Annotated in this window: 23 protein-coding genes; 11 read left to right on the top strand and 12 right to left on the bottom strand. The window is 73.6% G+C overall.

From position 1 onward, the window contains the following. Positions 1 to 282 precede the first annotated feature (282 nt). From pelF to AB0A97_RS02050, 4 genes are all read left to right on the top strand, one after another. Entirely contained in the window at positions 283 to 1,782 is a 1,500-nt protein-coding gene (gene pelF, locus AB0A97_RS02065; RefSeq protein ID WP_361145174.1) for a GT4 family glycosyltransferase PelF, read from the top strand. Then, on the top strand, positions 1,779 to 3,245 hold the full coding sequence (locus AB0A97_RS02060; protein ID WP_361143141.1) for a hypothetical protein: 1,467 nt from the start codon (positions 1,779 to 1,781) through the stop codon (positions 3,243 to 3,245). Before pelF ends, AB0A97_RS02060 begins: the two co-directional genes overlap by 4 nt. Positions 3,246 to 3,425: 180 nt before the next feature. Then, positions 3,426 to 4,121, top strand: coding sequence for a spherulation-specific family 4 protein (locus AB0A97_RS02055; protein WP_361143138.1), 696 nt, complete (start codon positions 3,426 to 3,428; stop codon positions 4,119 to 4,121). Continuing rightward, a complete protein-coding gene (locus tag AB0A97_RS02050; protein WP_361143136.1) occupies positions 4,118 to 5,050 on the top strand; it encodes an endo alpha-1,4 polygalactosaminidase in 933 nt (310 codons plus the stop codon). The genes AB0A97_RS02055 and AB0A97_RS02050 overlap by 4 nt, the downstream gene beginning before the upstream one ends. A 74-nt stretch (positions 5,051 to 5,124) precedes the next feature. Here the strand turns inward: AB0A97_RS02050 and AB0A97_RS02045 are convergent, their stop codons facing one another. Beyond that, on the bottom strand, positions 5,125 to 5,937 hold the full coding sequence (locus AB0A97_RS02045; RefSeq protein WP_361143133.1) for an adenosylcobinamide-GDP ribazoletransferase: 813 nt from the start codon (positions 5,935 to 5,937) through the stop codon (positions 5,125 to 5,127). A gap of 78 nt (positions 5,938 to 6,015) precedes the next feature. Here AB0A97_RS02045 and AB0A97_RS02040 point away from each other — a divergent pair, with 78 nt between their 5' ends. Continuing rightward, a complete protein-coding gene (locus AB0A97_RS02040; RefSeq protein ID WP_361143130.1) occupies positions 6,016 to 6,753 on the top strand; it encodes a hypothetical protein in 738 nt (245 codons plus the stop codon). 20 nt (positions 6,754 to 6,773) lie between these two features. Here the strand turns inward: AB0A97_RS02040 and AB0A97_RS02035 are convergent, their stop codons facing one another. The 5 genes from AB0A97_RS02035 to AB0A97_RS02015 all read right to left on the bottom strand — a co-directional run bounded on the left by AB0A97_RS02035 (position 6,774) and on the right by AB0A97_RS02015 (position 12,481). Continuing rightward, positions 6,774 to 7,472: a hypothetical protein gene (locus AB0A97_RS02035; RefSeq protein WP_361143127.1), complete on the bottom strand. Its 699-nt coding sequence runs from the start codon at positions 7,470 to 7,472 to the stop codon at positions 6,774 to 6,776. Next, entirely contained in the window at positions 7,469 to 9,238 is a 1,770-nt protein-coding gene (locus tag AB0A97_RS02030; protein ID WP_361143123.1) for a phosphatidylglycerol lysyltransferase domain-containing protein, read from the bottom strand. Before AB0A97_RS02030 ends, AB0A97_RS02035 begins: the two co-directional genes overlap by 4 nt. A 90-nt stretch (positions 9,239 to 9,328) precedes the next feature. Continuing rightward, complete coding sequence (cobT, locus tag AB0A97_RS02025; RefSeq protein WP_361143120.1) at positions 9,329 to 10,375, bottom strand: nicotinate-nucleotide--dimethylbenzimidazole phosphoribosyltransferase; 1,047 nt, start codon at positions 10,373 to 10,375, stop codon at positions 9,329 to 9,331. A gap of 10 nt (positions 10,376 to 10,385) precedes the next feature. Then, positions 10,386 to 11,132 (bottom strand): class I SAM-dependent methyltransferase, encoded by a 747-nt coding sequence (locus tag AB0A97_RS02020; RefSeq protein WP_361143117.1) that lies wholly within the window; start codon positions 11,130 to 11,132, stop codon positions 10,386 to 10,388. A gap of 83 nt (positions 11,133 to 11,215) precedes the next feature. Continuing rightward, positions 11,216 to 12,481 carry a bifunctional adenosylcobinamide kinase/adenosylcobinamide-phosphate guanylyltransferase gene (locus AB0A97_RS02015; RefSeq protein WP_361143114.1) on the bottom strand — a complete coding sequence of 422 codons (1,266 nt, stop codon included), beginning with the start codon at positions 12,479 to 12,481 and terminating at the stop codon, positions 11,216 to 11,218. Positions 12,482 to 12,710: 229 nt separating this feature from the next. Between AB0A97_RS02015 and AB0A97_RS02010 the strand changes: the two genes are divergently transcribed. Then, positions 12,711 to 12,917 carry a hypothetical protein gene (locus AB0A97_RS02010; RefSeq protein ID WP_361143111.1) on the top strand — a complete coding sequence of 69 codons (207 nt, stop codon included), beginning with the start codon at positions 12,711 to 12,713 and terminating at the stop codon, positions 12,915 to 12,917. Between the two features lie 127 nt (positions 12,918 to 13,044). On the opposite strand, the gene AB0A97_RS02005 is transcribed toward AB0A97_RS02010, so the two are convergent. The 4 genes from AB0A97_RS02005 to AB0A97_RS01990 form a co-directional block, all read right to left on the bottom strand. Continuing rightward, positions 13,045 to 13,710: a rhodanese-like domain-containing protein gene (locus AB0A97_RS02005; protein WP_361143108.1), complete on the bottom strand. Its 666-nt coding sequence runs from the start codon at positions 13,708 to 13,710 to the stop codon at positions 13,045 to 13,047. Between the two features lie 129 nt (positions 13,711 to 13,839). Continuing rightward, entirely contained in the window at positions 13,840 to 14,946 is a 1,107-nt protein-coding gene (locus tag AB0A97_RS02000) for a trypsin-like peptidase domain-containing protein (protein ID WP_361143105.1), read from the bottom strand. 15 nt (positions 14,947 to 14,961) lie between these two features. Then, entirely contained in the window at positions 14,962 to 16,725 is a 1,764-nt protein-coding gene (locus AB0A97_RS01995) for an ABC transporter ATP-binding protein (RefSeq protein WP_361145172.1), read from the bottom strand. Positions 16,726 to 17,062: 337 nt separating this feature from the next. Next, positions 17,063 to 17,221, bottom strand: coding sequence for a hypothetical protein (locus AB0A97_RS01990; protein ID WP_361143102.1), 159 nt, complete (start codon positions 17,219 to 17,221; stop codon positions 17,063 to 17,065). Between the two features lie 18 nt (positions 17,222 to 17,239). Between AB0A97_RS01990 and AB0A97_RS01985 the strand changes: the two genes are divergently transcribed. After that, on the top strand, positions 17,240 to 18,124 hold the full coding sequence (locus AB0A97_RS01985; RefSeq protein ID WP_361143099.1) for a hypothetical protein: 885 nt from the start codon (positions 17,240 to 17,242) through the stop codon (positions 18,122 to 18,124). Positions 18,125 to 18,139: 15 nt separating this feature from the next. On the opposite strand, the gene AB0A97_RS01980 is transcribed toward AB0A97_RS01985, so the two are convergent. Beyond that, complete coding sequence (locus AB0A97_RS01980; protein ID WP_361145169.1) at positions 18,140 to 18,877, bottom strand: methyltransferase domain-containing protein; 738 nt, start codon at positions 18,875 to 18,877, stop codon at positions 18,140 to 18,142. A gap of 86 nt (positions 18,878 to 18,963) precedes the next feature. Next, the gene (locus tag AB0A97_RS01975; protein ID WP_361143096.1) at positions 18,964 to 19,560 is read right to left on the bottom strand and encodes a DUF3043 domain-containing protein; all 597 of its coding nucleotides are present in this window, start codon (positions 19,558 to 19,560) and stop codon (positions 18,964 to 18,966) included. A 304-nt stretch (positions 19,561 to 19,864) separates the two neighbouring features. On the opposite strand from AB0A97_RS01975, the gene AB0A97_RS01970 reads away from it, so the two are divergent. From AB0A97_RS01970 to AB0A97_RS01955, 4 genes are all read left to right on the top strand, one after another. Beyond that, positions 19,865 to 20,665: a PspA/IM30 family protein gene (locus AB0A97_RS01970; RefSeq protein ID WP_361143093.1), complete on the top strand. Its 801-nt coding sequence runs from the start codon at positions 19,865 to 19,867 to the stop codon at positions 20,663 to 20,665. A gap of 93 nt (positions 20,666 to 20,758) precedes the next feature. Further along, positions 20,759 to 21,037: a hypothetical protein gene (locus AB0A97_RS01965; protein ID WP_361143090.1), complete on the top strand. Its 279-nt coding sequence runs from the start codon at positions 20,759 to 20,761 to the stop codon at positions 21,035 to 21,037. Positions 21,038 to 21,128: 91 nt separating this feature from the next. After that, a complete protein-coding gene (locus AB0A97_RS01960) occupies positions 21,129 to 22,433 on the top strand; it encodes a sensor histidine kinase (protein WP_361143087.1) in 1,305 nt (434 codons plus the stop codon). Beyond that, entirely contained in the window at positions 22,430 to 23,116 is a 687-nt protein-coding gene (locus AB0A97_RS01955; RefSeq protein ID WP_361143084.1) for a response regulator transcription factor, read from the top strand. Before AB0A97_RS01960 ends, AB0A97_RS01955 begins: the two co-directional genes overlap by 4 nt. The last annotated feature ends 66 nt before the right edge of the window (positions 23,117 to 23,182 follow it).

The following is a 23,182-nucleotide window of genomic DNA, read 5'->3' as shown; positions in this document are numbered from 1 at the left end:
CCCCCACGCCTCGCACCCGCACGTCCCCGCACGTCAGTACCGCACGTCAGCGCGTGCACGTCCCCGCAGTTCCGCACGCGCGCACCGCACCAGGCCGGCACGGCCGCCGGCCGCGCGACGCGCCCGCACGGTGCCCGCAGCACCCGCGCCGCCCGCGCTTTCCGTACCGCTCCACTCAGCACTCACTCCCGGGGGGAAATCGCCATGAACGCAACCCTGTACGAGGTCGGCAGCCCACATCGGCAGCCCGACGACGGGCCGCAGCCCGGCAGGCACGTCACCATGCTCACCGAGGGCACCTACCCGCACGTCCACGGCGGCGTCTCCACCTGGTGCGACCAGCTCGTACGGGGTATGCCCGAAGTCCGCTTCAACGTCATCGCGCTCACCGGCAGCGGCCGTGAGCCGGTGACCTGGGACCTGCCCGACAACGTCTACGCGCGCTCCTCCGTACCCATGTGGGGCCCGCCGCCGGGCCGGCGCACCGCCGGGCTCCTCCGGGGGCGCGACCGCCGCCGCTTCGTCGACACCTACGAGCGCTTCCTGCTGTCCATGCTGGACCCGCAGTCCTGCACCGACTTCGGCACCGAGCTGTACGCACTGGCCGCGCTGGCCCGCGAGGGGCGCCTGAGCGCCGCGCTGCGCACCGAGTCCGCGCTGCGTTCCCTGATGTGGATCTGGACGCTGCCGCACGTCGCCACGCGCGCGGCCGACCCCACCGTGCACGACGCGCTGACCGCCACCGACCTGCTCGAACACGCGCTGCGGCCGCTGTCCGTACGGGTGCCGGAGGACAGCGTCGCGCACGCGGTCAGCAACGGGCTGGCCTGTCTGCCCGCGCTCGCCGCCAAGGAGTTCGACGGCGTACCGTTCCTCCTCACCGAGCACGGCATATACCTGCGCGAGCGCTACCTCGGCTACCGCTCCGACGCCCAGCGCTGGCCCGTCAAGGCCCTGATGCTCGGCTTCTACCGGCAGCTCACCATCGAGAGCTACCGGGCCGCCGACCTCGTCACGCCGTGCAACAAGTACAACAAGCGCTGGGAGAAGCGCGGCGGCACCCCGCCCGAGAAGATCCGCACCGTCTACAACGGCGTCGACGTCCAGCAGTTCCCGCACGCCGAACAGGAGCCGGACACGCCGACGCTGAGCTGGGCCGGGCGGATCGACCCGATCAAGGACCTGGAAACCCTCGTCCGCGCCTACGCGCTGTGCCGCGCCGAGGTCCCCGACCTGCGGCTGCGCCTGTTCGGCGGGGTGCCGGCCGGCGGCGAGGCGTACCGGACCCGCTGCGAGAAGCTGGCCGCCTCGCTCGGCGTGACCGACGGGCTGAGCTGGGAGGGACGCATCGACGACGTGGCCCGCGCCTACGCGGCCGGCAGCGTCGTCATGCTCTCCAGCATCTCCGAGGGCTTCCCGTTCAGCCTGATAGAGGCCATGTCCTGCGGCCGCTCGACCGTCTCGACCGACGTCGGCGGGGTGCGCGAGGCGGTCGGTGACACCGGGCTCGTCGTACCGCCCCGCGAACCCGAGGCGATGGCCAAGGCCACCCTGGAACTGCTCAAGGGCGGCTGGGAGAAGCGCGCCGAACTGGGCAGCCGGGCCCGGCAGCGGGTCATCGACCAGTTCACGCTGCGCCGCTCCGTCGACGGCTTCCGCACCATCTACCGCGAACTCGACGGCGCGGGCCGACAGGCCGCCGAACAGCAGCAGGACGAGTGGACCCGCCAACTGCGCGGGCCCTGGAACGCCCCCCTCGCCGCCGACGGGGCCGGCTGGTGAGCGGATCCCTGTGGCTGGTGCCGGGGGAGGGCGGCACGGACCGGGTGGACGACCTGCCCGACGTACCGCGGCCCCGGCGCCCGCACTGGGCCGTCCCTGACCCGGTCGACGAACTCGCGGGACGGATGGGCGGCCTGATCGCCGCCGCCGTGCACCCCGACGAGATCGCCGCCATCATCGAGTCCGACGGCATGAGCGACGACCAGATCAAACTCACCTACGGGCGGGAGAACTCCTTCGCCCTCGCCGAGGATCTCTACGCACGGGTTCCGCGCAGCTACCCGGAGCCGGACCGCGCGGTCACCGACCCCTGGCGGGTCAGCCTGCTCGGCTGCCTGCTGCGCGCTCTGGTCTTCGCTCTGCCAGGACTCGCCTACGTCGTCGGCTCCCACCTGCTGTCCGGCCCGCCGGACGCCCGCGGGCTGCCCGCCGGAACGATGCCGCTGCTCGCCGGCGCCCTGGCCGGCTGGGTCTGGAACCAGGCGCTCGCCCACCGCGCGTACTCCTGGCTCGGCCTGGGCGCCCGGCGGGCCGCCGCCCGGGCCCTGGCCGTCGGCGCGCCGCTCGGCGCGCTGGCCGGTGCGGCGGTCGCCTGGGGCGTCGGCGCCGCCGACGCGGACGCGCCCGGTGCGGTGGCGTTCGCCGCGGGCCAGGCGGCCTACCTGGGCGCGGCCACCACCCTGCTCGTCTTCGGCCGGGAGCGGTGGCTGCTGTGCGCCCTGGCCCCGGTCGCGCTCGGCGCCGTGCTGATGGCGGTGTACGTGCCGCCGGACGCCGTACGGGCCGCGCTGCTCGTCCTGTCGCTCGGCGCGGCCGTCGCGCTGGCCGCCGTCACCGTCCTGCGCTGCCGCCGTGAGCCGCGGCAGGACGGGCCTGCGCCGCGGGCCGTGGCGTCCGTGCCGTACGGGGTCTTCGGGCTGGCCATCGGGGTGCTGGTGCTGCTCACGGCGCTCGGCGACGTGCTGCGGTACGGGGCCCACGCCGAGGTCGCGGCACCCGCGGCGGTGGCCCTCACGCTCAGCATGGGCCCGGCCGAATGGCTGCTGTACCGCTACCGCAGCCGGGCCGTCGCCGGGCTGCGCGCGAGCACCACCCCGGCCGGGTTCCGGCGCGCGACCTCCGGCGCGCTGGCCCGGTGCCTGACCTGCTACCTCGCCGTGCTCGCCCTCCTCGGCGGCGTCGGCAGCCTGCTGTGGCGGCAGGGGCCGCCGATGGACGCGGCACACGGCCTGGGGCTGCTGTGCCTGGGCGTGGTGCTGTGGACCGCGCTGCTCCTCCAGGCGTTCGGGGCGGTGCCGGTCGCGGCGGCGGTGTGCGGGCCGGCCGCGGCCGTCCAGACCGTGGTCCTGGTGACCGGCCCGCTGTCCCCGGCCGTCGCCCAGTTGACGGTCTGCGGCGCCGCCGCGCTCGTCCTGGCCGCCGCGGGTTCGGTACTGCTGGGACGGGCCACGGCGCACCGCTGAGGGGGCCGCGGGAGGCACCGTTCAGAGAGCCGGGAGACGCCCGCCGAGGGGGCCGGGGCCGAAGGCCAACCCGCCCGGAAATTTCCCCCCTTGGCCGGTGACGGGTACCGGGTCGGGGTGCCGTCGTGGGTCCTCGTATGCTCAGCATCTCGTCCCATTTCCGACAGGAGTCACCGAACCATGACCCGGCCGTCCTCGCGGCAGCCCCGGCCGTCCTCCCGCCGCCTGCTGGTCCCGCTCTACGAGCACCCGGCCGAACGCCCGGACGTCTGGCGGCGGCTGATCGCGGCGGCACCGGATCTCTACGGCGTGGTGCTCAACCCGGCCAGCGGCCCCGGTACCGCCCCCGATCCGGAATTCGCCGCGGTCGCCGGGCGGTTACGGGAAGCGGGCGTACGCGTCCTGGGCTACACCGACACCGCTTACGGGCGCCGCCCGCACGCGACCGTCGTCCAGGACCTGTTGCGGCACCGCGACTGGTACGGGGCCGACGGCGCGTTCTTCGACCAGGCCGCCGCCGAGGCCGGACTGCTCGCGCACTACCGCCGTCTGGCGGTCGCGGCGCGCGCCGCCGGGGCCGGCACCGTGGTCCTCAACCACGGTCTCCATCCGCACCCCGGCTACCTCGACTTCGCCGACCTCCTGGTCACCTTCGAGAACACCTGGGCGGCGTACGAGAACGCCGAGGTCCCGGAGTGGACGGCCCACCACCCGCCCGAACGGTTCTGCCATCTCGTCCACGGCCTCCCCGCGTCCTGCGCGGAGGCCGCATTCGAGCTGGCCCGGCAGCGTGGGGCCGCCGTGCACTGCGCCGTCACCGGCACCGCGCCGCACCCCTGGGACGCCCTACCCCCCTTCCTGGAGATCGCCCGATGACGCCCCCGCACCTCCGCAAGAACCCCCTGCGCAAGGGCCTTCTGCGCAAGAGACGCCCCGTCTCCCTCTCGCTCCTCCTCGGCTCGCTGCTGCTCGTCACCACCGCCTGCTCCCAGGCACCGGCCGGCTCGGGCGACCAGCCCGGCCACGGCGCGAGCACCGGCCCCGGCAGCTCGAACAGCGCCAGCCAGGCGAGCAGTTCGGGCAGCTCAGGAGGGGGCAAGTCCCGCACCGTGTGGCACCCCGAGGTCGGCGTCGACTGGCAGTGGCAGCTCACCGGCACGTTCGACCCGTCCGTCGATGCGCCCGTCTACGACATCGACGGTTTCAAGCAGGACGCCTCCGTCGTCGCCGACCTCCACAAGCGCGGCCGCAAGGTCATCTGCTACATCAGCGTCGGCGCCCACGAGGACTTCCGCCCGGACGCGTCCCGCTTCCCCAAGGACGTCATCGGCGAGGAGAACGGCTGGGAGGGCGAGAAGTGGCTCGACATCCGCCGCCTGGACGTGCTGCGCCCGCTGATGGCCAAGCGCTTCGACATGTGCCGTGACAAGGGCTTCGACGCGGTCGAGCCGGACAACGTCGACGGCTACAAGAACGACACCGGCTTCGACCTGGACGAAGAGGACCAGCTCGCCTTCAACCGCATGATCGCCGAGCTGGCCCACGACCGCGGCATGTCCGTCGGCCTCAAGAACGACCTCGACCAGATCCCCCAGCTCGTCGGCGACTTCGACTTCGCCGTCAACGAACAGTGCGCCGAGTTCGACGAGTGCGCCAAGATGACCCCCTTCATCAAGGCCGGCAAGCCCGTCTTCCACGTCGAGTACAAACTCCAGGCCGCCCAGTTCTGCCCGGCGACGAAGCGCCTGCACTTCAGCTCGTTGCAGAAGCGGAAGGACCTGGACGCCTGGCGCAAGGCCTGCTGACCCTGACACCGGGCCGGAAGGCGTGAAGCGGGCTCCGCCCATGGCGCGGGGCCCGCTTTCTGCTGTGTGGGCCCTCAGCCCAGCGCCAGCACCACCACCGCCGTCAGCCCCGTCGTCTCCGCGACGGCGCCGAAGACGTCGCCGGTGATACCGCCGAAACGGTGGCGGCAGCGGCGCAGGGCCGCCTCTCCGACGGCGAGGGCGAGGAGGGCGGCCAGGGCGGTGTGGAGGGCGCCGTGGCCGCCGGTGCGAGCACCCAGGGCCGCGGCGAGGGCGACGACGGTGGCGGCCGCGACGGCCGCCGCGGGCAGCGGCACCGTGCCGGCCACGGCGGCGCCCAGTCCTTCGGGGCGGGCCGGGGGGACGCCGGGGCGGGCGGCGAGGGTGAGGGCGCAGCGGGCGGTCACCGCCGCGACCACGGCGGCCGTCGCGCCGTCGGCCCAGCCCTGTTCGTACAGACGGGCGAGGGCGGCCACCTGGGCCAGCAGGGTGAAGAGCAGGGTGATGACGCCGAACGGACCGATGTCGGACTGCTTCATGATGCGCAGCGCGTCCTCGGCGGGCTTGCCACTGCCCAGTCCGTCGGCGGTGTCGGCGAGCCCGTCCAGGTGGAGGCCGCGGGTGAGGACGGCGGGGACGGCCGCGGTGGCGACGGCGGCGAGGAGGGGGCCGCTGCCCAGGAGGAGGAGCCCGGTGCCCAGGGCGGCCGCGGCCAGGCCGATCACCAGCCCGGCGACCGGCGCGCACAGCATGCCGCCGCGTGCCGCCGGCCGGTCCCAGCGGCGGAGCCGTACGGGCAGCACGGTCAGCGTGCCGAAGGCGAAGCGCATGGCGTCCCCGAGGGTGGGGGAAGGCGAGGGGCCGGACGGGGCGGCGGCGTCGTTCATCGCGGCAGGCTAACCCGGCTGCCGTGGACCGGACGGCGCTAAATTGCCCCTATACGCGACAAATGGGGAGTACGTGGCATGGGTCACTGGTGGTTCCGCAACATCATCGAGCCGGGGAAGCTGCCCCTGCTGCTCGCGCTCGTCTCCTTCATGCTGACCTTCGTCGTGACCCGGATGATCACCCGGCTGATCCGGGCCGGGAAGGGCCCCTTCCGGAACATCTCGCCGGGCGGCCTGCACATCCACCACGTCGTGCCGGGCGTGGTGCTCATGGTGGTCGGCGGGTTCACCGCGCTGGCCGGCGGGCGCCACGGCTACGGGTCGGGCATAGCGGCGGTGCTGTTCGGGATGGGGGTCGGGCTGGTGCTGGACGAGTTCGCGCTGATCCTGCACCTGGACGACGTGTACTGGAGCGAGCAGGGCACCAAGAGCGTGGAGATCGTGATCGTCACGGCCGCGCTGGTGGCGCTGATCCTGGGCGGCGCCCTGCCGTTCGGGGTGAACGAACTGGGGCCCGACGAGTTCCACAACCGCTTCCGGGTGGTCCGGACGGTGGGGGTCAACTTCCTCTTCGCCCTGGTGGCGCTCTTCAAGGGGAAGGGCCGGATGGCGGTGATCGGGGTGTTCGTACCGTTCGTCGCGCTGTTCGGCGCCGTCCGGCTGGCCCGGCCGAACTCACCGTGGGCGAAACGGTTCTACCGGCGGCGCCCCAAGGCCCGCGCCAAGGCGAAGGTCCGTGCCTTCCGGCACGACCGGCGCTGGAACGGGCTGCGCCGCCGGGTGAACCACGTCATCGGCGGGGCGCCGACCCACTGAGGGCCGGCGCCCGCCCGCCGTCAGCCGCCGGCCCGCACCTGCTGCTCGCCCCGCGGTTTGCGGCGCCGGTGCAGCGCCTCCCAGACCCCGCACAGCGCCAGCACCGCCACGACCGCGGCGATGTGCTCCCGGCCCGCCAGGTTGTTCTTGATGAACACCACCTCGTAGATCATCGAGAGCACCACCAGCGCACAGGTGAACCACGCCCGGTAGACCCAGCACACGAAGATCCCGAGGCCGACCACCGCCGCCGACGGGCCGGTGTCGTGCACGAACGCGTCCGTCGGCGGCAGGCCGAGCGGATGGTCCGGGCCGAGCCAGATGCCGATCCGCGCGTACATCGTCCCGGCGAGCGTGGCCGCGTACGCGATCAGCAGCGTCCGGGCCCGGCCCAGACAGATCTCGCAGATCCCGAAGACGATCAGGAGCTGCGCCAGCGCGCCCCACACCGGCAGGTCCAGGGCGGGCACGAACAGCGACAGCGGCGTACGCAGCAGCGCCAGCCACAGGTGCTCGTGGGCCTGGACCGAACCGATGTCCTGGACGAACTGATACCCCCAGGACTGGTTCTGGACGATCTGGAAGAGGGAGGTGAGCAGGACCGCGGAGATCGTCATCGGGATCGCCAGCAGCTTCTTCCTGCGGAGCCCCGACCACACGGTCCGGAACAGCAGGCCCCACTCGGCACGCACGGCGCGGCGCAGGACCGGCTCGCTCATCTCTTCGTCTCCAGGTGTTTGCGGTTGAGCCACTTCGGCAGCCCGGGAGCCTCCAGGAAGCCCTCGGCGCGGGCACTGGCGAGGCCGATGCGCAGCAGGTCGGTGCTCTTTTCGAAGAGCATGTACCGGGGCTCCCAGATGGGCCGGTATTTCGCGTTGGCGCGATAGAGCGATTCGATCTGCCACCACCGGGAGAAGAAGCTGAGCAGCGAGCGCCACAGGCGCAGCACCGGGCCCGCGCCGAGCCGCGAACCGCGTTCGAAGACGGAGCGGAACATCGCGAAGTTCAGTGACACCTGAGTGACGTCCACCTCCTTCGCCCGCTGGATCAGCTCCAGCACCATGAACTCCATCAGCCCGTTCTCGGACTCCCGGTCGCGGCGCATCAGGTCCAGCGACAGGCCCTTGGCGCCCCACGGCACGAAGCTGAGCAGCGCGCGCAGCGCACCGTCGGCGTCGGTGCATTCGAGCATCACGCAGCGGCCGTCACCGGGGTCGCCGAGCCGGCCCAGCGCCATGGAGAAGCCGCGCTCGGTCTCGCCGTCGCGCCAGTCGTCGGCCAGTTCCAGCAGCCGGTCCATCTCGGCCTCGGGAATGTCCTCGTGGCGGCGGATGCGGACGGTGTAGCCGGCCCGCTTGACGCGGTTGTACGCCTGCCGGACGGTGCGCATGGCGCGCCCTTCCAGCGTGAACTCCCCGGTGTCCACGATCGCCTCGTCGCCCAGCTCCAGCGCGTCCAGGCCGTGCCGGGCGTAGATCGTGCCGCCCTCCTCGCTCGCGCCCATCACGGCCGGTGCCCAGCCGTGCGAGCGGGCCTCGGCGAGCCACAGGTCGATGGCGCCGGGCCACGCCTCCGGGTCGCCGATCGGGTCGGCGGAGGCGAGCGAGACCCCGCCGACGACGCGGTAGGTGACGGCGGCCTTGCCGGTGGGGGACCAGATGACGCTCTTGTCGCGGCGCAGCGCGAAGTAGCCCAGCGAGTCCCGGTCGCCCTGGCGGGCCAGCAGGCCGCGCAGCCGCTCCTCGTCCTCCGGGGTGATCGGGTCGGTGCTGCGTACGGAGCGGAAGGCGGCCCACAGCACGAGCAGCAGCAGGAGCGTGCTCATGACGTTGATGACGACGTTGGCCCAGTTCGGCGTGGCGATGCCGGGGAAACGGTCCTCCTCGGCGGCGATGGAGACCAGCCGCATGACGCCGTAGCGCCAGCGGTCCGCGAACGTCGAGTGGTGGCTGTCGTGCGCGGTGTTGGCGACGGTGACCAGCAGCGCCGCGAGCAGCGAGGTGACCAGCAGGCCGCCGAGCGCGACGGCCGCGGCCAGCTTGGGGTTGGAGCGGTCGCCCTTGGCGTAGAACTCCTTGCGGCCCACCAGCAGCGAGACGACGAACAGCAGCGTCACGACGAAGGAGAACCAGTTCTGCCCGTGCTGCCGGAACTCCGGCGCGGCCACCATCGCGAGCGCGAACAGCGCGAGGAACAGCCCGGACAGGATCAGGTTCAGTATCCACGCGGCGCGTTTGCGGCGCCGCATGGTGACCGCGAAGAACAGCGAGAAGACGCCGGACGCGAAACCCGCGGTGAGCAGGTAGGGGGTGAAGAACTCATCGACGTTGTGCCGGCGGATGTCCTGCCCGACCGACACCCACACGGCGCTGAGGACATTGATGAAGGTGACGGCACGCAGGTACCAGACGGCGTACGCGGCGCCGCGTCGTGACCACCGACCGCGGGTGCGGTCCTCATCCGGGCTCAAACGGACTTCTCCCATGAAGCTTGATCATATGGGGGCGCCGTCGACCCCCGGATCCACTGGAATCCGGTCGGCACAGGGCCGCGAGCCGTTGCCGGCCGGCGTCCCTCAGTCGCGTACGGGCAGGTCTGCCGCCAGGGCCGCGGCCGCCTGCACCAGTGGCAGAGCGAGCAGCGATCCCGTCCCCTCGCCAGCAGTGACGCCGTGATCGAGCAAAGGGTTGAGTGCGATCCGGTCCAATGCCTTGGACTGGGCGGGCTCGCCGCTGACCTGCCCGGCCAGCCACCAGTCCGGAGCCCGGAACGCCACCCGCTGCGCCACCAGCGCGCAGGCCGCCGAGACCACCCCGTCCAGGATCACCGGGGTGCGCCGGACCGCGCTCTGCAGCAGGAAACCGGTGATCGCGGCCAGGTCGGCGCCGCCGGTGGCGGCCAGCAGCTCCAACTGGTCGCCGAGGACCGGCCGGGCCCGGCGCAGCGCGTCGCGGATCGCCGCGCACTTGCGCATCCACGCCAGGTCGTCGATGCCCGCGCCGCCGCGCCCGGTGACCACCGAGGCGTCGGTGCCGCACAGGGCGGCGATCAGCGCGCTCGCCGGGGTGGTGCCGCCCACGCTCAGGTCGCCGAGCGCGACCAGGTCCGTACCGGCGTCCGCCTCCTCGTCGGCGACCGCCATGCCCGCCCGGAAGGCCCGCTCGGCCTCTTCGGGCGTCAGCGCGTCCTCGATGTCGATCCGGCCCGAGCCGCGCCGCACCCGGTGCCGGGTGACGTCCTCCGGCAGCTCCGCCGGGTCGCAGTCCACCGCTATGTCCACGACCCGCACCGGGACACCGGCCCGGCGCGCCAGCACCGCCGCCGGGCTGGCCCCGTCCAGCACGTCCCGCACGAGCTGGTGGGCGGTACCGGCCGGGCGGCCCGAGACGTCCAGCGACGCCACCCCGTGGTCGCCCGCGAACAGCACGGCCCGCGGCCGCCCGATCGGCCGTACCGGCACCTGCTGCTGCGCGGCGGCCAGCCACTCGCCCAGCTCGTCCAGCCGCCCCAGGGCCCCGGGCGGCACCGCCAGCCGCTGCCGGCGCTCCTCGGCATCGCGGCGGGCACCGCCGTCGGGGCGCTCGATCAGGTGGGCGAAGTCATCGAGGTTCAGGGCGCTCATTCGGCGCAGATTACCGGGAACCGTGCCCGGCGGCCCGCTCCGGGTCGGGCGGGGCGCCGCGGGTGCCGGGGCCCGCGGCGGTCCGGCCGCCTCCGGGGCCGGGACCCGGGGCGGGCCGCGGCCTGCCGAAGCGGATCTCCGTGACCGTGCGTGCCGGGGTGTGCAGCAGCGGTACGTGCTCCCGCCAGCGCGCCAGGCACCCGGCGAGCGGTCCGCGGCCGGGCGGCGGCACCTCGCACACCGCGACGATGTTCGGGTGCGCACTCGCCACCCTGGGCCGGTCGGCGGCGTTCATGCCCCAGCGCAGCGGCGGAGCGCCGGGCGCCGCCCGTACGCCCGTACGCGGCCGGTCCCGGCCCACGCACCAGCGGGGCACCGCGTCGAAGACCAGCGCGCCACCGGGCAGCCGCTCCGCGCACGCCGCGAACAGCGCACGGACCTCGGGCGGCCGCAGGAACATCAGCAGCCCGAGCGCGGCCACCACCACCCCGCGCTCCGGCGAGCGGACCGCCTCCAGCCAGCCGGGGTCGGCCACCGGATGTGCGAGGGTCCGCCGCCGGGGCCCGTCCGGCAGCAGCATCCGGCGGACCGCGGCGGTCTCCGGCGGCTCCACGGCCAGCCAGTCCAGCCGCCCGTCGTCCAGCCGCCAGAAGGCGGTGCTCCCCGGCCCCTCGCCGAGCGCCACGACCGTGGCGAAGGGGTGCTGCCGTACATAAGCGCGTACGGCCGCGTCGAGGCGGCGCGAGGTGCTGGTCACCGGACCATCCGTTTCGGTCACCGGACCAGACCACCCGTCCCGGCGGGTCCGGGCAAGCGGACACGGGCGCGGCCCGGCCCGTGTCATCCGCGCAGCGCAAGCGCCTGCCCGGCGACGACCAGCAGGACGTGTTCGCACTCGGCGCCGAACATCGCGTTCAGCCGCCCCAGTTCGTCCCGGAAACGGCGGCCGGACGCGGTCGCCGGCACCACCCCGGAACCGACCTCGTTGCTCACCGCCACCACCGGGCGCAGGGTGCCGCGCACCGCCGCGACCAGCTCGTCCACCCGCGTACGCAGCTCCCGCTCACCGCCCGCCGCCCACTTCTCGTCGTCCCACGCGCCGACCTCGTCCATGGTGTGCGTCAGCCACAGGGCGAGGCAGTCGATCAGCAGCGGCGAGTCGTCCGGGGCGGCCTGTGCGGCGGGCCCGCCCGGCCGGTCCTCCGGCCGGGTGCCGCCTTCCAGGAGCGGCAGCAGGTCGCAGGTCTCCGTCGTACGCCAGGACGCCGGACGGCGCTCCCGGTGGGCCGAGACCCGCGCCGCCCACTCGGCGTCCCCGTCACGGGTGCCGCCGGTCGCGACGTACAGCACGTCCGGGAAGGCGGCCAGCCGCCGTTCGGCCTCCGCCGACTTGCCGCTGCGCGCGCCGCCCAGCACCAGCGTGCGGCGCGGCAGGTCGGGCACCGCGTGGTACTCGCCGACCAGCAGCGACGTGCCGTCCGGCACGGCGCGCGCCCCCGCCGCCGCCAGCCGGCGGTGCAGCTCGGGGCCGGGCGGGACGGTGTGGTCCAGGTGGACGCCCAGCACGTCCGTCGCGGCGTCCACCGCGCCGCTCGCCCGCAGCCGCGCCAGTGCGTCCGGCCGCCCCAGGACGTCCAGCAGGACCATGTCGTACGGGCGGACACCCCGGCCGCCCTCGCCCTCGGCCGCACCGGCCGGCGCGGCGCCCGGCGGCAGGTACAGCAGCCGCTCGCCCTCGGCGCCGCCGACCTCGTAGCCGGTGCCCGGCACGTCCACGGCGACGGCCCGCACCCGGTGCCCGTCCAGCAGCGCCAGCTCCCGGCCGTCCGCGACCCGCCCCGGCTGCGGCAGCCCGGCCGGCACCTCCATGGCCGGACCGTCGTGCGGGTGCGAGAGCAGCACCTGCCGTACGGCGGTGAGCGAGTGCCCGGCGCGGGCGGCCGCGAAGGCCGGACCCGGCGTCAGGTCCAGCAGCAGCGCTCCGTCGACGAGCAGCGCGGTGGCCGCGCGCGCCTCGTCGCCGACGGCGGAGGCACAGGCGGCGCAGGGGCAGCCGGGGCGCGGCAGCCCGCGGGGGGCTCCGGTGCCGAGGAGAGTCAGTTCCACCCGCCGATTTTCCCCCGACGGTGCCGACCGGGCGCGCGGGGGCCCGTCTCGACACGGCCGTTAGGCTGCGGAACAGCACGTACGCGGGACGTACGCCGCGCGTTCGCGGGGAATACGCCGCTCGTACGGCGCTCGTACGGAGGACAGCAGCAGGACCGCGCCGCGGCACGCCGCGGCGCGGCAGCGGTACGCGAACCAGCAGGCACTCGGTGGGACCCAGGAGGCGGACATGGCGTGGACGTGGCGGTTCGAGAAGGCCGACGGTACGGAGACGGAGCCCGCGGTGCAGCCCGAGGAATTCACCACCCAGGGGGACGCGGAGTCCTGGATCGGCGAGGTGTGGAAGGACCTCCTCGAAGGGGGCGCCGACAGGGTGACGCTCTTCGAGGACGGCACCGAGATCTACGCGATGAGCCTCCACGCCGACGTGGGTTGACCCGCGGACCGGCGCCGGCCGGGCCGGGTGGCCCGGCCGGCGCCGCGCCGGATGTTCCGGAACCTGTGCGATGCCGTCATCGGGCCCGGGGCCGGGACTCCCTGACCGCTCACCACGCCACTCGCACCTACCCGTCGTTCTCCGCGCCTTCGTGGCCGGGGAGAACGACCGGAAGCCCGGCGGCTTCCCATGCTTCGAGGCCGCCCGTCACGGTGTAGACGGAGGACCGGCCTGCGCGGATCGCCTGCGCGCCGCCTTGCACGCTGCGGGTGCCCGTGCGGCACACGAAGGCCAGCGGGCCGTCGGGCAGGTCCGACAGCGAAGCCGGCAGCGTGCCGAGCGCGGCGTGGACGGCGCCGGCCGGGTGGCGCGCTGCCCATTCATCGTCTTCCCGGACATCGACCAGCGTGATCTTGCCGTCCACGACGCGGCGATGTGTCTCGGCGGGAGACAGGCCGGCGGGCGGGTGACCGTCGCCGGAGTTCGGGCTCCGTGGCGTGGCGGGCAGGACCGTCCGGACCGCCTCGTAGTTCGAGGCATGGGCGACGGCCATCTGTTGCCCCATCATCGGGCAGACGTTCATCGCCTCTTCCCAATGAGCGGTGGACTCCCATTCCGCCACGTTGACGAGAGGGAAGGTGCTCCCCGGAACGATCGTGCGGAACATGTACGTCCGGATGAACCCGGGTTGCGTGGCCATCACCTCCGCCGCGTCCTGCCAGGCGTCGAGGTACGAACTCTCCTTCTCCTCGTCGACCTCGATCGGGATGATGACGACATGGCGGTTTTCCATCTGCTGTCTCCTCCGCTCCGCAAGGCGTCGCGCTGTCCGGCGTGCCGATGTCCGGACGCAGAGTGCGCGTGCGCACTGCGGAGCGGCAAGTAACATTGCTGAACCGGCAAGCCGGTGAGGGCCGGCGCCTCAGATCGTCCCGAGCGTCACCCGTACCGTCTTCCGCGAGCCGTCCCGGTCGACGGTGACGTCCACCTTGTCGCCCGGCTTGTGGCCCGCCAGCGCCTCCGAAAGGGCCTGCATCGTACGGACGTCCTTGCCGTCGAACTTCACCACGACGTCACCGGCCTCGATGCCCGCCCGGTCCGCCGGACCGCCTTCCTTGACGCTCGCGACGCTCACCCCGGCGCCCTCGAAATCCTGGCCGACCAGGGTGCGGCCGGTGATGCCGAGCGCCGCCCGGCCCGAGTTGGTGACCTTGCCGTCCTTGACGATCTGGTCGGCGATGTTGCGGACGGTGGACGCCGGGATCGCGAAGCCGATGCCGGGCGCCGCGCCCTCGCCCATCTGCGGGTCCGTGGCGGCCAGCGTCGGGATGCCGATGACCTGGTCGGAGAGGTTGACGAGCGCGCCGCCGCTGTTGCCGGGGTTGATGGCGGCGGAGGTCTGCACCATGTTGGCGAGGGTCGCGCCCGTGCCGCCGCCGCTGCTGGGCTCGCTGACGGTGCGTCCGGTCGCCGAGACGATGCCCTGCGTGACGCTGCCGGACAGCCCCAGCGGGCTGCCCATGGCGAGCACGATCTGCCCGATCTCGACCTTCGCGGAGTCGCCGAACGTCGCGGGCTTCAGGTCCTTCGGCGCGTCGTCGATCTTGATGACGGCGAGGTCCTGCTCCGGGTAGGAGGCGACCAGCGACGCGTCCAGGGAGCGGCTGCCGCGCGCCGTGGTGACCTTGAACTTCTTGTCCTCGCCGACGACGTGCGCGTTGGTGACGACATGGCCGCGCGCGTCGTACACCACCCCGGAGCCCAGCCCTTCCCCGGTGGTGATCTGGACGACCGACGGCAGGACGTCCTTGACCACCTTCTGGTACGCGTTCTGGAGGTCGGTGCTGACACTGGGGGCCGCCGCCTCGGCGGGGGAGGTGGCGGCGGCCGCGGAGGCCGGCGAGGAGACGTCCTTGCCGGGCCCGGCGGAGGAGTCGGAGCCGGAGCAGCCGGCCACCAGCGCGGTCGCGCACAGGGCGGCGGCCGCGGCGACCGCCGCCCGGTGGCGGGAAGTCAGTGAAGGCGTCATGGCTGAAGTGTCCCGTCAGGGCGCCCGGTCCGCCGCCTGATCGGGCGCCGTGGCGAGAAACTGCGTCGCCGCCAGCTCCCCGTACAACGGATCGTCCGCCACCAGCCGCGCATGCGTACCGACCGCCCGCACCCGTCCCGCCTCCATCACCACGATGCGGTCCGCGAGCGTCACGGTGGAGAGCCGGTGCGCCACCACCAGCACCGTCGTCGTACGGGCCGCCTCCGCGACGGTCTCCCGCAACGCCAGTTCGTTGACCGCGTCGAGCTGCGAGGTCGCCTCGTCCAGGAGCAGCAGCCGCGGCTCGCGCAGCAGCGCCCGTGCGATCGCCACTCTCTGCCGCTCGCCGCCGGACAGCTTGCTCCCGCGGTGTCCCACCGGCGTGTCCAGCCCCTCGGGCAGCCGTGCGACCAGGCCGTCCAGCCGGGTCCGCACGAGCACCCGGTCGAGCTGCGCGCCGGAGGCGTCCGGCGCCGCGAACAGCAGGTTCTCGCGCAGCGTGCCGGCCAGCACGGGAGCGTCCTGCTCGACGTAGCCGATCGTCGACCGCAACCGGTCCAGCGGCCAGTCCCGTACGTCCGTGCCGTCGACCAGCACCCGGCCGCCGTCCGCCTCGTAGAACCGCTCCAGCAGCCCGAAGACGGTGGTCTTCCCGGCGCCCGACGGCCCGACGAACGCGGTCATGCCGCCGCCGGGCACCGCGAAGTCCACGCCGTGGTGGACCGGCGGCAGATCGGGGCGGTAGCGGAAGGTCACCTGCTCGAAGGTGACGCTCGCGGGCGCCGTGGAAGCGTCGCGCACGGTGCCCGCCGCCTCCGGCTCCGGCTCCACCTCCATCGCCTCGGCCTCCGTCATCCGGGCGACCGCCGCCGACCCCACCTGATAGGCGGACGCCGCCTCCACCAGCCGGGATATCGGGTCGATGAGGTAGAAGAGGTACAGCAGGAACGCGACCAGGGTGGCGATGTCGGTGGCCCCGGACGCCACCCGCGCGCCGCCGACGCCCAGCACGGCCAGGAACGAGAGCTGGACCGCCAGCCCCACCGAGGACAGTGCGACCGACTGCCACTTCGCGGCGCGTACGCCGCCACGCCACGCCTCGCGCGCCGCCGACTCGACGGCCGCGGCCTCCCGCGGCTCCGCGCCCGACGCCTTGACCGTACGGAACGCCCCGAACGTCCGTTCCAGCGCGGTGGATATCGCCCCCACCGCCTCCTGGGCCCGCTTCGTCGCCTTCGCGATCTGCGGCATCACCAGCGCCAGCGAGCCGCCGATCAGCACGATCACACCGACCGTGACTCCGAGCAGCACCGGGTCCAGCAGCGCCATCAGCACGACCGAGCCGATCAGGGTGACACTGCCGGTGCCGGCCGAGACCAGCGACTGGGTGGTGATCGCGCGCAGCAGCGTGGTGTCCGCGGTGACCCGCGACATCAGGTCGCCCGGCCGGCTGCGGTCGACCTCGGACATCCGCAGCCGCAGCAGCCGCGCGACGAGCTGACGCCGGGCGGCGAGCACCACGGACTCCGCGGTCCGTTCCAGGATGTACGCGCCGAACGCCTCGACGGCCGTACCCGCCACCACCAGGACGGTCAGCAGCACCAGCAGCGCCGTGACGGACCCGCCCCCGCCCAACCGCTCGACCAGCACCTTCGCGGCCATCGGCTGGGCGAGGCCGGTGGCCGCGCCGATCAGGGTGAGCAGTCCGCCCAGGGCGATGGCCGGGCGGTGCGGCCGGACATGGCCGTACAGCACCTGCCAGGTCCTGCGGACGGGCAGCCGGGGCGGTGGTGGCTCTTCGGAGGCGGACTCGGGAGCGGGCTCGGGCGCGGGCGCGGCGGTCACAGAGGACAAGACGCGGGAGAGCGGCGGCCGCCTGACTCCCGTCCGGGCCATTTCGTCTCCGGTCCGAAACCGCCCTGCACCCAAGGGCGGCAGGGCTGCCCCTATGGCTCTTCCCGCGCGACTGCCGCCTGTCGTAGACAAGGAGGCCGAGGACATCGGCGTAAGGGCCCCTGGACCCCGACGGAGTGGACGTATGCACGCAGAGCGAGAGCGGGACCAGCGCGGTGCCGCCGGTCGGCCCGTACGACCGGCGAGGGACGCGTCGCACACGTCAGCCGCCCAGAAGGCTGTCGCGGAGCCGGGGCCGCTGACGGCAGCGCAGGTCGTGCGGCTTCAGCAGGCCGCGGGCAACGCCGCCGTCGTCCAGCGGCTCGCCCGGAACCGGCAGGGTCAGGACCAGCACGCGGGGTGCGGCCAGGGGTGCGGCCACGCACCGCACGTACAGCGCATGCCCCGGCGCTCCGGCCGCGAACACACCCAGCGGGAATCCGAGCGCATCGAGGCCGAGAACGGGCCGCGTACCCACGCACGCACCCGCGCGGGCGCGGCTGCCGGCAGCAGCCGCCAGACGAGTCCCCTGGCGGCGGCCGAACGGGTCCCCCCGCCGCGCCGCGGGGAGGCGGGCCAGCGGCTCTGGGACGGCAGCCGCAAGCACCTCACCTGGCTGGAAGGCGCCGTGAACGCGGTCCTGGCGGTGACGCCGAGGCGCCTGAGTTCACGGACCGGAACGTACCGCTACGAATGCGGGAAGTGCGGAAAAATGGTCCTCAGCAAGGCGGAGGCGCGCGGTGCCGCCAAGGAGAGTAACTGGTACGAGATCGATCACGTGGAAGGCATCATCGCCAACGTGCACCGCTCGGTGGACCCCATGAACTGGACCGTGCAGGTGGGCGAGAACATCTACCGCGACGTCGAGGCGATCAGCCTGGACGACGCCAGGGCGGCGGCGAGCCACCCCGGGAACCTCCGCGTCCTGTGCAAGAAGTGCAACGGCGGCACCCGGGCGGCCAGGAGCGAGAGCCGCTACATGGACGGGTCGGGCGCGCGCTGGACCAGTCCCGCCTATTACGGGTCCGCGCCCGAGGGGTATGCGGGCCCCGCGGCCGCTGACCCCTCCTACGCGCCCTACGGCGGCGCGGAGATCGTCACGGTCGGGCCCGGAGGCCAGTCGTACAGCGGCGGGGCGTACGGCGGCGCGAACGTCGTCACGGTCGAGCCCGGCGGCCAGTCGTACGGCGGTTACGGCGGCCAGTCGTACGGCGGGTACGGCGGCCAGGCGTCGGAGGACCAGGGCTACGACGTCGTCACCGTGGAACCCCGGCGCCGGCGCTGAGAGCCAGACGCCGGATCAGCCGCCCTGGCGCCCCTCGCCGCCCGTACCGCCCCGCACGCCGCACAGGTGCAGCAGCGCCGCCACCGCCCGGTACGGGTCGGTGCGTCCGGCCCGCGCCTCGGCGGCCAGCAGCCGTTCCAGCTCGCCGTCGGCGGGCAGCGGCGCGTCGTCCGGCGCGGTGTCGGTGAAGACCCGTACGCCGTACCAGGTCTCCAGCGGCGCGCCGATCCCGTCGAGCGTCGCGGTCAGCGCCGCCAGGCGGTCGGCGCGCGCCGTGAGGCCGAGGCGGTTGACGTACTCGGCCGTGTCGAAGGCGCCCAGGGCGCCGTCCCAGTCACCGGACAGGCCGGGCCGCATCGCGAGCGCGTCGGCGTTGCGCACCACCAGCGACAGCAGTCCGCCGGGCGCCAGGACGCGGGCCAGCCCGGCCAGCATCGGGTCCGGTTCCGTCACGTACATCAGCACGCCGTGGCAGAGCACCACGTCGAAGGCGCCGGGGAGGAAGTGCACACCGGTGTCCCGGCCGTCCCCCTCGATCAGCTCCATCCGCTCCTGGATGCCGGCCGGCTCCTCCGCCAGCGCCGTACGGGCCGCCGCCAGCATCGCCGGGTCGGACTCCAGGCCGGTGACCTTGTGGCCGGCCCGGGCCAGCAGCAGCGCCTGGGTGCCCTGGCCCGCGCCCACGTCGAGCACCCGCAGCCGCTGTCCCACCGGGAAGCGGGCCGCGATCTGTTCCTCCAGCTGGCGGGCCACCAGCTCCTGGCGGACGGTGTTGCGCAGACCGTCCAGCCCGCCCAGCCACCGCTCGGCGCCGGGCGAGAAGCCCAAAGGGGTTGCGTTCAGGGCCGCTCTCCGCGCTTGACCTGCGGCTTCGGCAGACGCAGCCGGCGCATCTGGAGCGTGCGCATCAGGGCGTAGGGCTTGACGCCCTTGTGGTTCTCGTTCGGGAAGCGCTGCTTGAGGCGCTTGTTCAGCGAGAACCACAGCACGAAGGAGTCGACGACGATCAGCACGATGATGAACAGCCACAGCAGCAGCGCGATGTTCTGGATGCCCGGCTGGCGCAGCATCGTCAGCACCAGGATGATCACGGCCATCGGCAGGAAGAACTCCGCCACGCACCAGCGCGAGTCGACGAAGTCGCGGGCGAACCGCCGCACCGGACCCTTGTCGCGGATCGGCAGGAACCGCTCGTCACCGTTGGCCAGCGCCTCACGCTGCCGGGCCATGTCGGCGCGGCGCGCCTCACGCGACGCCTTCGTCGCCTCCTTGCGGTTGGCCGGCGTCTGCGCGCGCGTACGGCGCTGCGACTGCGCCTGGCTCCGCTTCGGCGTCGGGCGGCCCTTGGGGGCCTGCGGGTCGCGGGGCTGCTTCGGCTCGGACGCGGTCACCTTGGTGGTCGCGGCCTGCTCATCCTTCGAACGGCTTCGGAACACACACGCAAGAGTACGGGTTGGCCGCGCATGGACCACAGTGGCATGGGGAACGATCCGGCAACGGCGCGGACCTCCGGGTGACGTCGCGCAGGGGACATTCGGCGCGAAAGGTGCGCCATGTGGGTTCCCGGGGCGGTCCCTACTCCTTGCGCCGGATGGCGGCGGCGTCCTGATCGTCCTGCAGGAGGAGCGCATCCGGGGCCGAACAGTGCGGTAATGGAACCGGGGCCCGTACTGTGGGGTCTGTAGATGTGCTGGAGCCGAAGCCCGATGTAACTCGGTCAGAAGGGGGCGCGCGAGGCCTATGAGCGGTGTCATGAAGCGGATGGGGATGATCTTCCGCGCGAAGGCCAACAAGGCCCTGGACCGGGCCGAGGATCCGCGCGAGACCCTTGACTACTCCTACCAGAAGCAGCTGGAGCTGCTGCAGAAGGTGCGCCGCGGCGTCGCCGACGTGGCGACCTCCCGCAAGCGCCTGGAGCTGCAGCTCAACCAGCTCCAGAACCAGTCCTCCAAGCTGGAGGACCAGGGCCGCAAGGCCCTCTCGCTCGGCCGTGAGGACCTCGCCCGGGAGGCGCTCTCCCGCCGGGCCGCCCTCCAGCAGCAGGTCACGGACCTGCAGACGCAGCACCAGACGCTGCAGGGCGAGGAGGAGAAGCTCACCCTCGCCGCCCAGCGCCTCCAGGCCAAGGTCGACGCCTTCCGTACGAAGAAGGAGACGATCAAGGCCACGTACACCGCCGCCCAGGCCCAGACCCGGATCGGCGAGGCCTTCTCCGGCATCTCCGAGGAGATGGGCGACGTCGGCATGGCCATCGAGCGTGCGGAGGACAAGACCGCGCAGATGCAGGCCAGGGCCGGCGCCATCGACGAGCTGCTCGCCTCCGGCGCGCTCGACGACCCGACCGGCATGGCCAAGGACGACATCACGGCGGAGCTGGACCGGCTCTCCGGCGGCAGCGACGTCGAGCTGGAGCTCCAGCGGATGAAGGCCGAGCTGGCCGGACCGGGCGCCGACAAGCAGGCCATCGAGGGCGGCCAGACGGGCCAGGGCCAGCAGGCCCCGCAGGCGCAGCCCGGGCAGCCGCGTTTCGACAAGCAGTGACGGCCGGCGGCGGCTAGCCTCGTCGGTACCGCCGCACCGGGCCCGGTCGTCGCATCGGACCGGGCCGTCGCACCGGACCAGAAGGAGACCGTCGTGATCGTACGGATCATGGGGGAGGGGCAGGTGAAGCTCGACGACGCGCACTTCGTCGAGCTGAACAAGCTGGACGACGAGCTGCTCGAGGAGATGGAGAGCGGTGACGAGCCCGGCTTCCGGCGCACCCTGAGCGCCCTTCTGGACGCGGTGCGCCGCCTCGGCGCCCCGCTGCCGGACGACTCCCTGGAACCGTCCGAGCTGATCCTGCCCTCCGAGGACGCCACCCTCGACGAGGTCCGGCAGATGCTCAGCGACGACGGCCTGATCCCGGGCTGACCCGCCGCCCGGTCCGCCGGGCGGCCCGTACCACCTCCAGCGCAGGCAGCGCCCCGGATCCCGCACGGGACCGGGGCGCTACCGTTTTCCCGTGACTCCCCTCGCCCCCGGGCAGCCCGGTCCGCGTCCGGGCGGCGGCCCGCTCGCCTGGATACGCGCCCACCCGTACGCGTTCGACGGCGCGCTGGCCCTCGCCGTCGTCGTGACGATCCTGGTCGGCGCGGTGGCCGGGCCGCACGGCCCGCACGGCCCGTACGGGCCCCGGTTCGGTCACCGCGAACTGACCGTCACCACCGTGGTCCTCGCCGTCGCCGCCGGCGGCGCCCTGGTACTGCGCCGCCGCTTCCCGCGCAGCGTGCTGGCGGTCACCGGCCTGTGCACCGTCCTCGAACTGCTCCTGGAGAGCGGTGTGCCACGCGCCCCGGTCTTCTGCGCCGTGGTCATCGCGCTGTGCACCCTCGCCGCCCGCACGGACCGCTCCACCACCTGGCGCGTCGGCGCGTTGACCGTCCTCGGGCTGACCGCCGCCGCGATGCTCCTCGGGGACCGCCCCTGGTACGCGCAGGAGAACCTCGCGATCTTCGCATGGACCGGCATGGCCGCCGCGGCCGGTGACGCGGTCCGCAGCCGCCGCGCCTTCGTGGCCGCCATACGGGAACGGGCCGAACGCGCCGAACGCACCCGCGAGGAGGAGGCCCGGCGCCGCGTCGCCGAGGAGCGGATGCGCATCGCCCGCGAACTGCACGACGTCGTCGCCCACCACATCGCCCTGGTCAACGTGCAGGCCGGAGTCGCCTCGCACGTCATGGACAGCCGCCCCGACCAGGCCAAGCAAGCCCTGGCGCACGTACGCGAGGCGTCCCGCTCCGCCCTCGACGAACTGCGCGCCACCGTCGGCCTGCTGCGCCAGTCCGACGACCCGCGGGCCCCCACCGAACCCGCCCCGGGCCTCGGCGTGCTGGACCAGCTCGTGGACGGCTTCGTCCGCGCCGGCCTGCCCGTCACACTCGACGTCCCGGAACCGGCGGGCCCGCTGCCCGCCGCCCTCGACCTCACCGCGTACCGCGTCGTCCAGGAAGCCCTGACCAACGTCCACAAGCACGCCGGTACGGGCGCCCGCGCCACGGTCCGCATCGCGCGGGACACCGACGTCCTGACCGTCACGGTCCTCGACGACGGCGGCACCCCCGGCCCGTCCCCCGATCCCCAGGAACCCGGCGGCGGCCACGGCCTGATCGGCATGCGCGAGCGGGTGGCGGCCCTGTGCGGCACAGCCGAAACCGGTCCCCGCCCGACCGGCGGCTTCCAGGTACACGTACGGCTGCCCCTCCAGACCCCCCAGCCCACCCGGGCCGAAGCGCCCACCCGCATCTGCCGTACGAGGGACACCGGATGACCATCAAAGTACTGCTCGCCGACGACCAGGCCCTGCTGCGCAGCGCGTTCCGCATCCTCGTCGACTCCGAGGCCGACATGGAGGTGGTGGGGGAGGCGTCCGACGGAGCCGAGGCGTACGAGCTGACGCGGGCCACGGGGGCCGACGTGGTGCTGATGGACATCCGGATGCCGGGGGTGGACGGGCTCGCCGCCACCCGCATGATCAGCGCCGATCCGGACCTGGCCGCGGTACGCGTGGTCATCCTGACCACCTTCGAGGTCGACGACTACGTGGTGCAGGCGCTGCGGGCCGGGGCCAGCGGGTTTCTCGGCAAGGGGGCCGAGCCGGACGAGCTGCTCAGTGCCATCCGGGTCGCGGCGGCCGGTGAGGCGCTGCTGTCGCCGGTCGCCACGAAGGGGCTGATCGCCAAGTTCCTCGCGCAGGGGGAGGGTCCGGCCGAGGGCGGTCCCGGACGGCCCGGGACCACCGGGCTGGAGGCGCTGACCGGGCGGGAGCGCGAGGTGCTGGCGCTGGTCGCGGGCGGGCTGTCCAACGACGGGATCGCGGAGCAGCTCGCGGTCAGCCCGCTGACCGTCAAGACGCACGTCAACCGGGCCATGGCCAAGCTCGGCGCGCGCGACCGGGCGCAGCTCGTGGTCATCGCGTACGAGTCGGGGCTGGTGCGCCCACGGGTGCAGTAGGGGGTGGAGACCGCCCTACTCCGAACGCTGTACGGCGGGTGGGGCGGAAACCGACCTGGGAGCGAG

The sequence above is a fragment of the Streptomyces sp. NPDC045470 genome (assembly GCF_040646595.1).
Lineage (GTDB): Bacteria > Actinomycetota > Actinomycetes > Streptomycetales > Streptomycetaceae > Streptomyces.
The sequence above is the reverse complement of the archived record's forward strand: the minus strand, read 5'-3'. Positions and strand labels throughout refer to the sequence as shown.

What these genes read in the sequence shown, in the direction of transcription:
- pelF (WP_361145174.1), top strand. Translation starts at nt 283, where the DNA reads ATGCTCACCGAGGGCACCTACCCGCACGTCCACGGCGGCGTCTCCACC.
- AB0A97_RS02055 (WP_361143138.1), top strand. Translation starts at nt 3,426, where the DNA reads ATGACCCGGCCGTCCTCGCGGCAGCCCCGGCCGTCCTCCCGCCGCCTG.
- AB0A97_RS02050 (WP_361143136.1), top strand. Translation starts at nt 4,118, where the DNA reads ATGACGCCCCCGCACCTCCGCAAGAACCCCCTGCGCAAGGGCCTTCTG.
- AB0A97_RS02045 (WP_361143133.1), bottom strand. Translation starts at nt 5,937, where the DNA reads ATGAACGACGCCGCCGCCCCGTCCGGCCCCTCGCCTTCCCCCACCCTC.
- AB0A97_RS02040 (WP_361143130.1), top strand. Translation starts at nt 6,016, where the DNA reads ATGGGTCACTGGTGGTTCCGCAACATCATCGAGCCGGGGAAGCTGCCC.
- AB0A97_RS02035 (WP_361143127.1), bottom strand. Translation starts at nt 7,472, where the DNA reads ATGAGCGAGCCGGTCCTGCGCCGCGCCGTGCGTGCCGAGTGGGGCCTG.
- AB0A97_RS02030 (WP_361143123.1), bottom strand. Translation starts at nt 9,238, where the DNA reads ATGGGAGAAGTCCGTTTGAGCCCGGATGAGGACCGCACCCGCGGTCGG.
- cobT (WP_361143120.1), bottom strand. Translation starts at nt 10,375, where the DNA reads ATGAGCGCCCTGAACCTCGATGACTTCGCCCACCTGATCGAGCGCCCC.
- AB0A97_RS02010 (WP_361143111.1), top strand. Translation starts at nt 12,711, where the DNA reads ATGGCGTGGACGTGGCGGTTCGAGAAGGCCGACGGTACGGAGACGGAG.
- AB0A97_RS02005 (WP_361143108.1), bottom strand. Translation starts at nt 13,710, where the DNA reads ATGGAAAACCGCCATGTCGTCATCATCCCGATCGAGGTCGACGAGGAG.
- AB0A97_RS02000 (WP_361143105.1), bottom strand. Translation starts at nt 14,946, where the DNA reads ATGACGCCTTCACTGACTTCCCGCCACCGGGCGGCGGTCGCCGCGGCC.
- AB0A97_RS01985 (WP_361143099.1), top strand. Translation starts at nt 17,240, where the DNA reads ATGCCCCGGCGCTCCGGCCGCGAACACACCCAGCGGGAATCCGAGCGC.
- AB0A97_RS01970 (WP_361143093.1), top strand. Translation starts at nt 19,865, where the DNA reads ATGAGCGGTGTCATGAAGCGGATGGGGATGATCTTCCGCGCGAAGGCC.
- AB0A97_RS01955 (WP_361143084.1), top strand. Translation starts at nt 22,430, where the DNA reads ATGACCATCAAAGTACTGCTCGCCGACGACCAGGCCCTGCTGCGCAGC.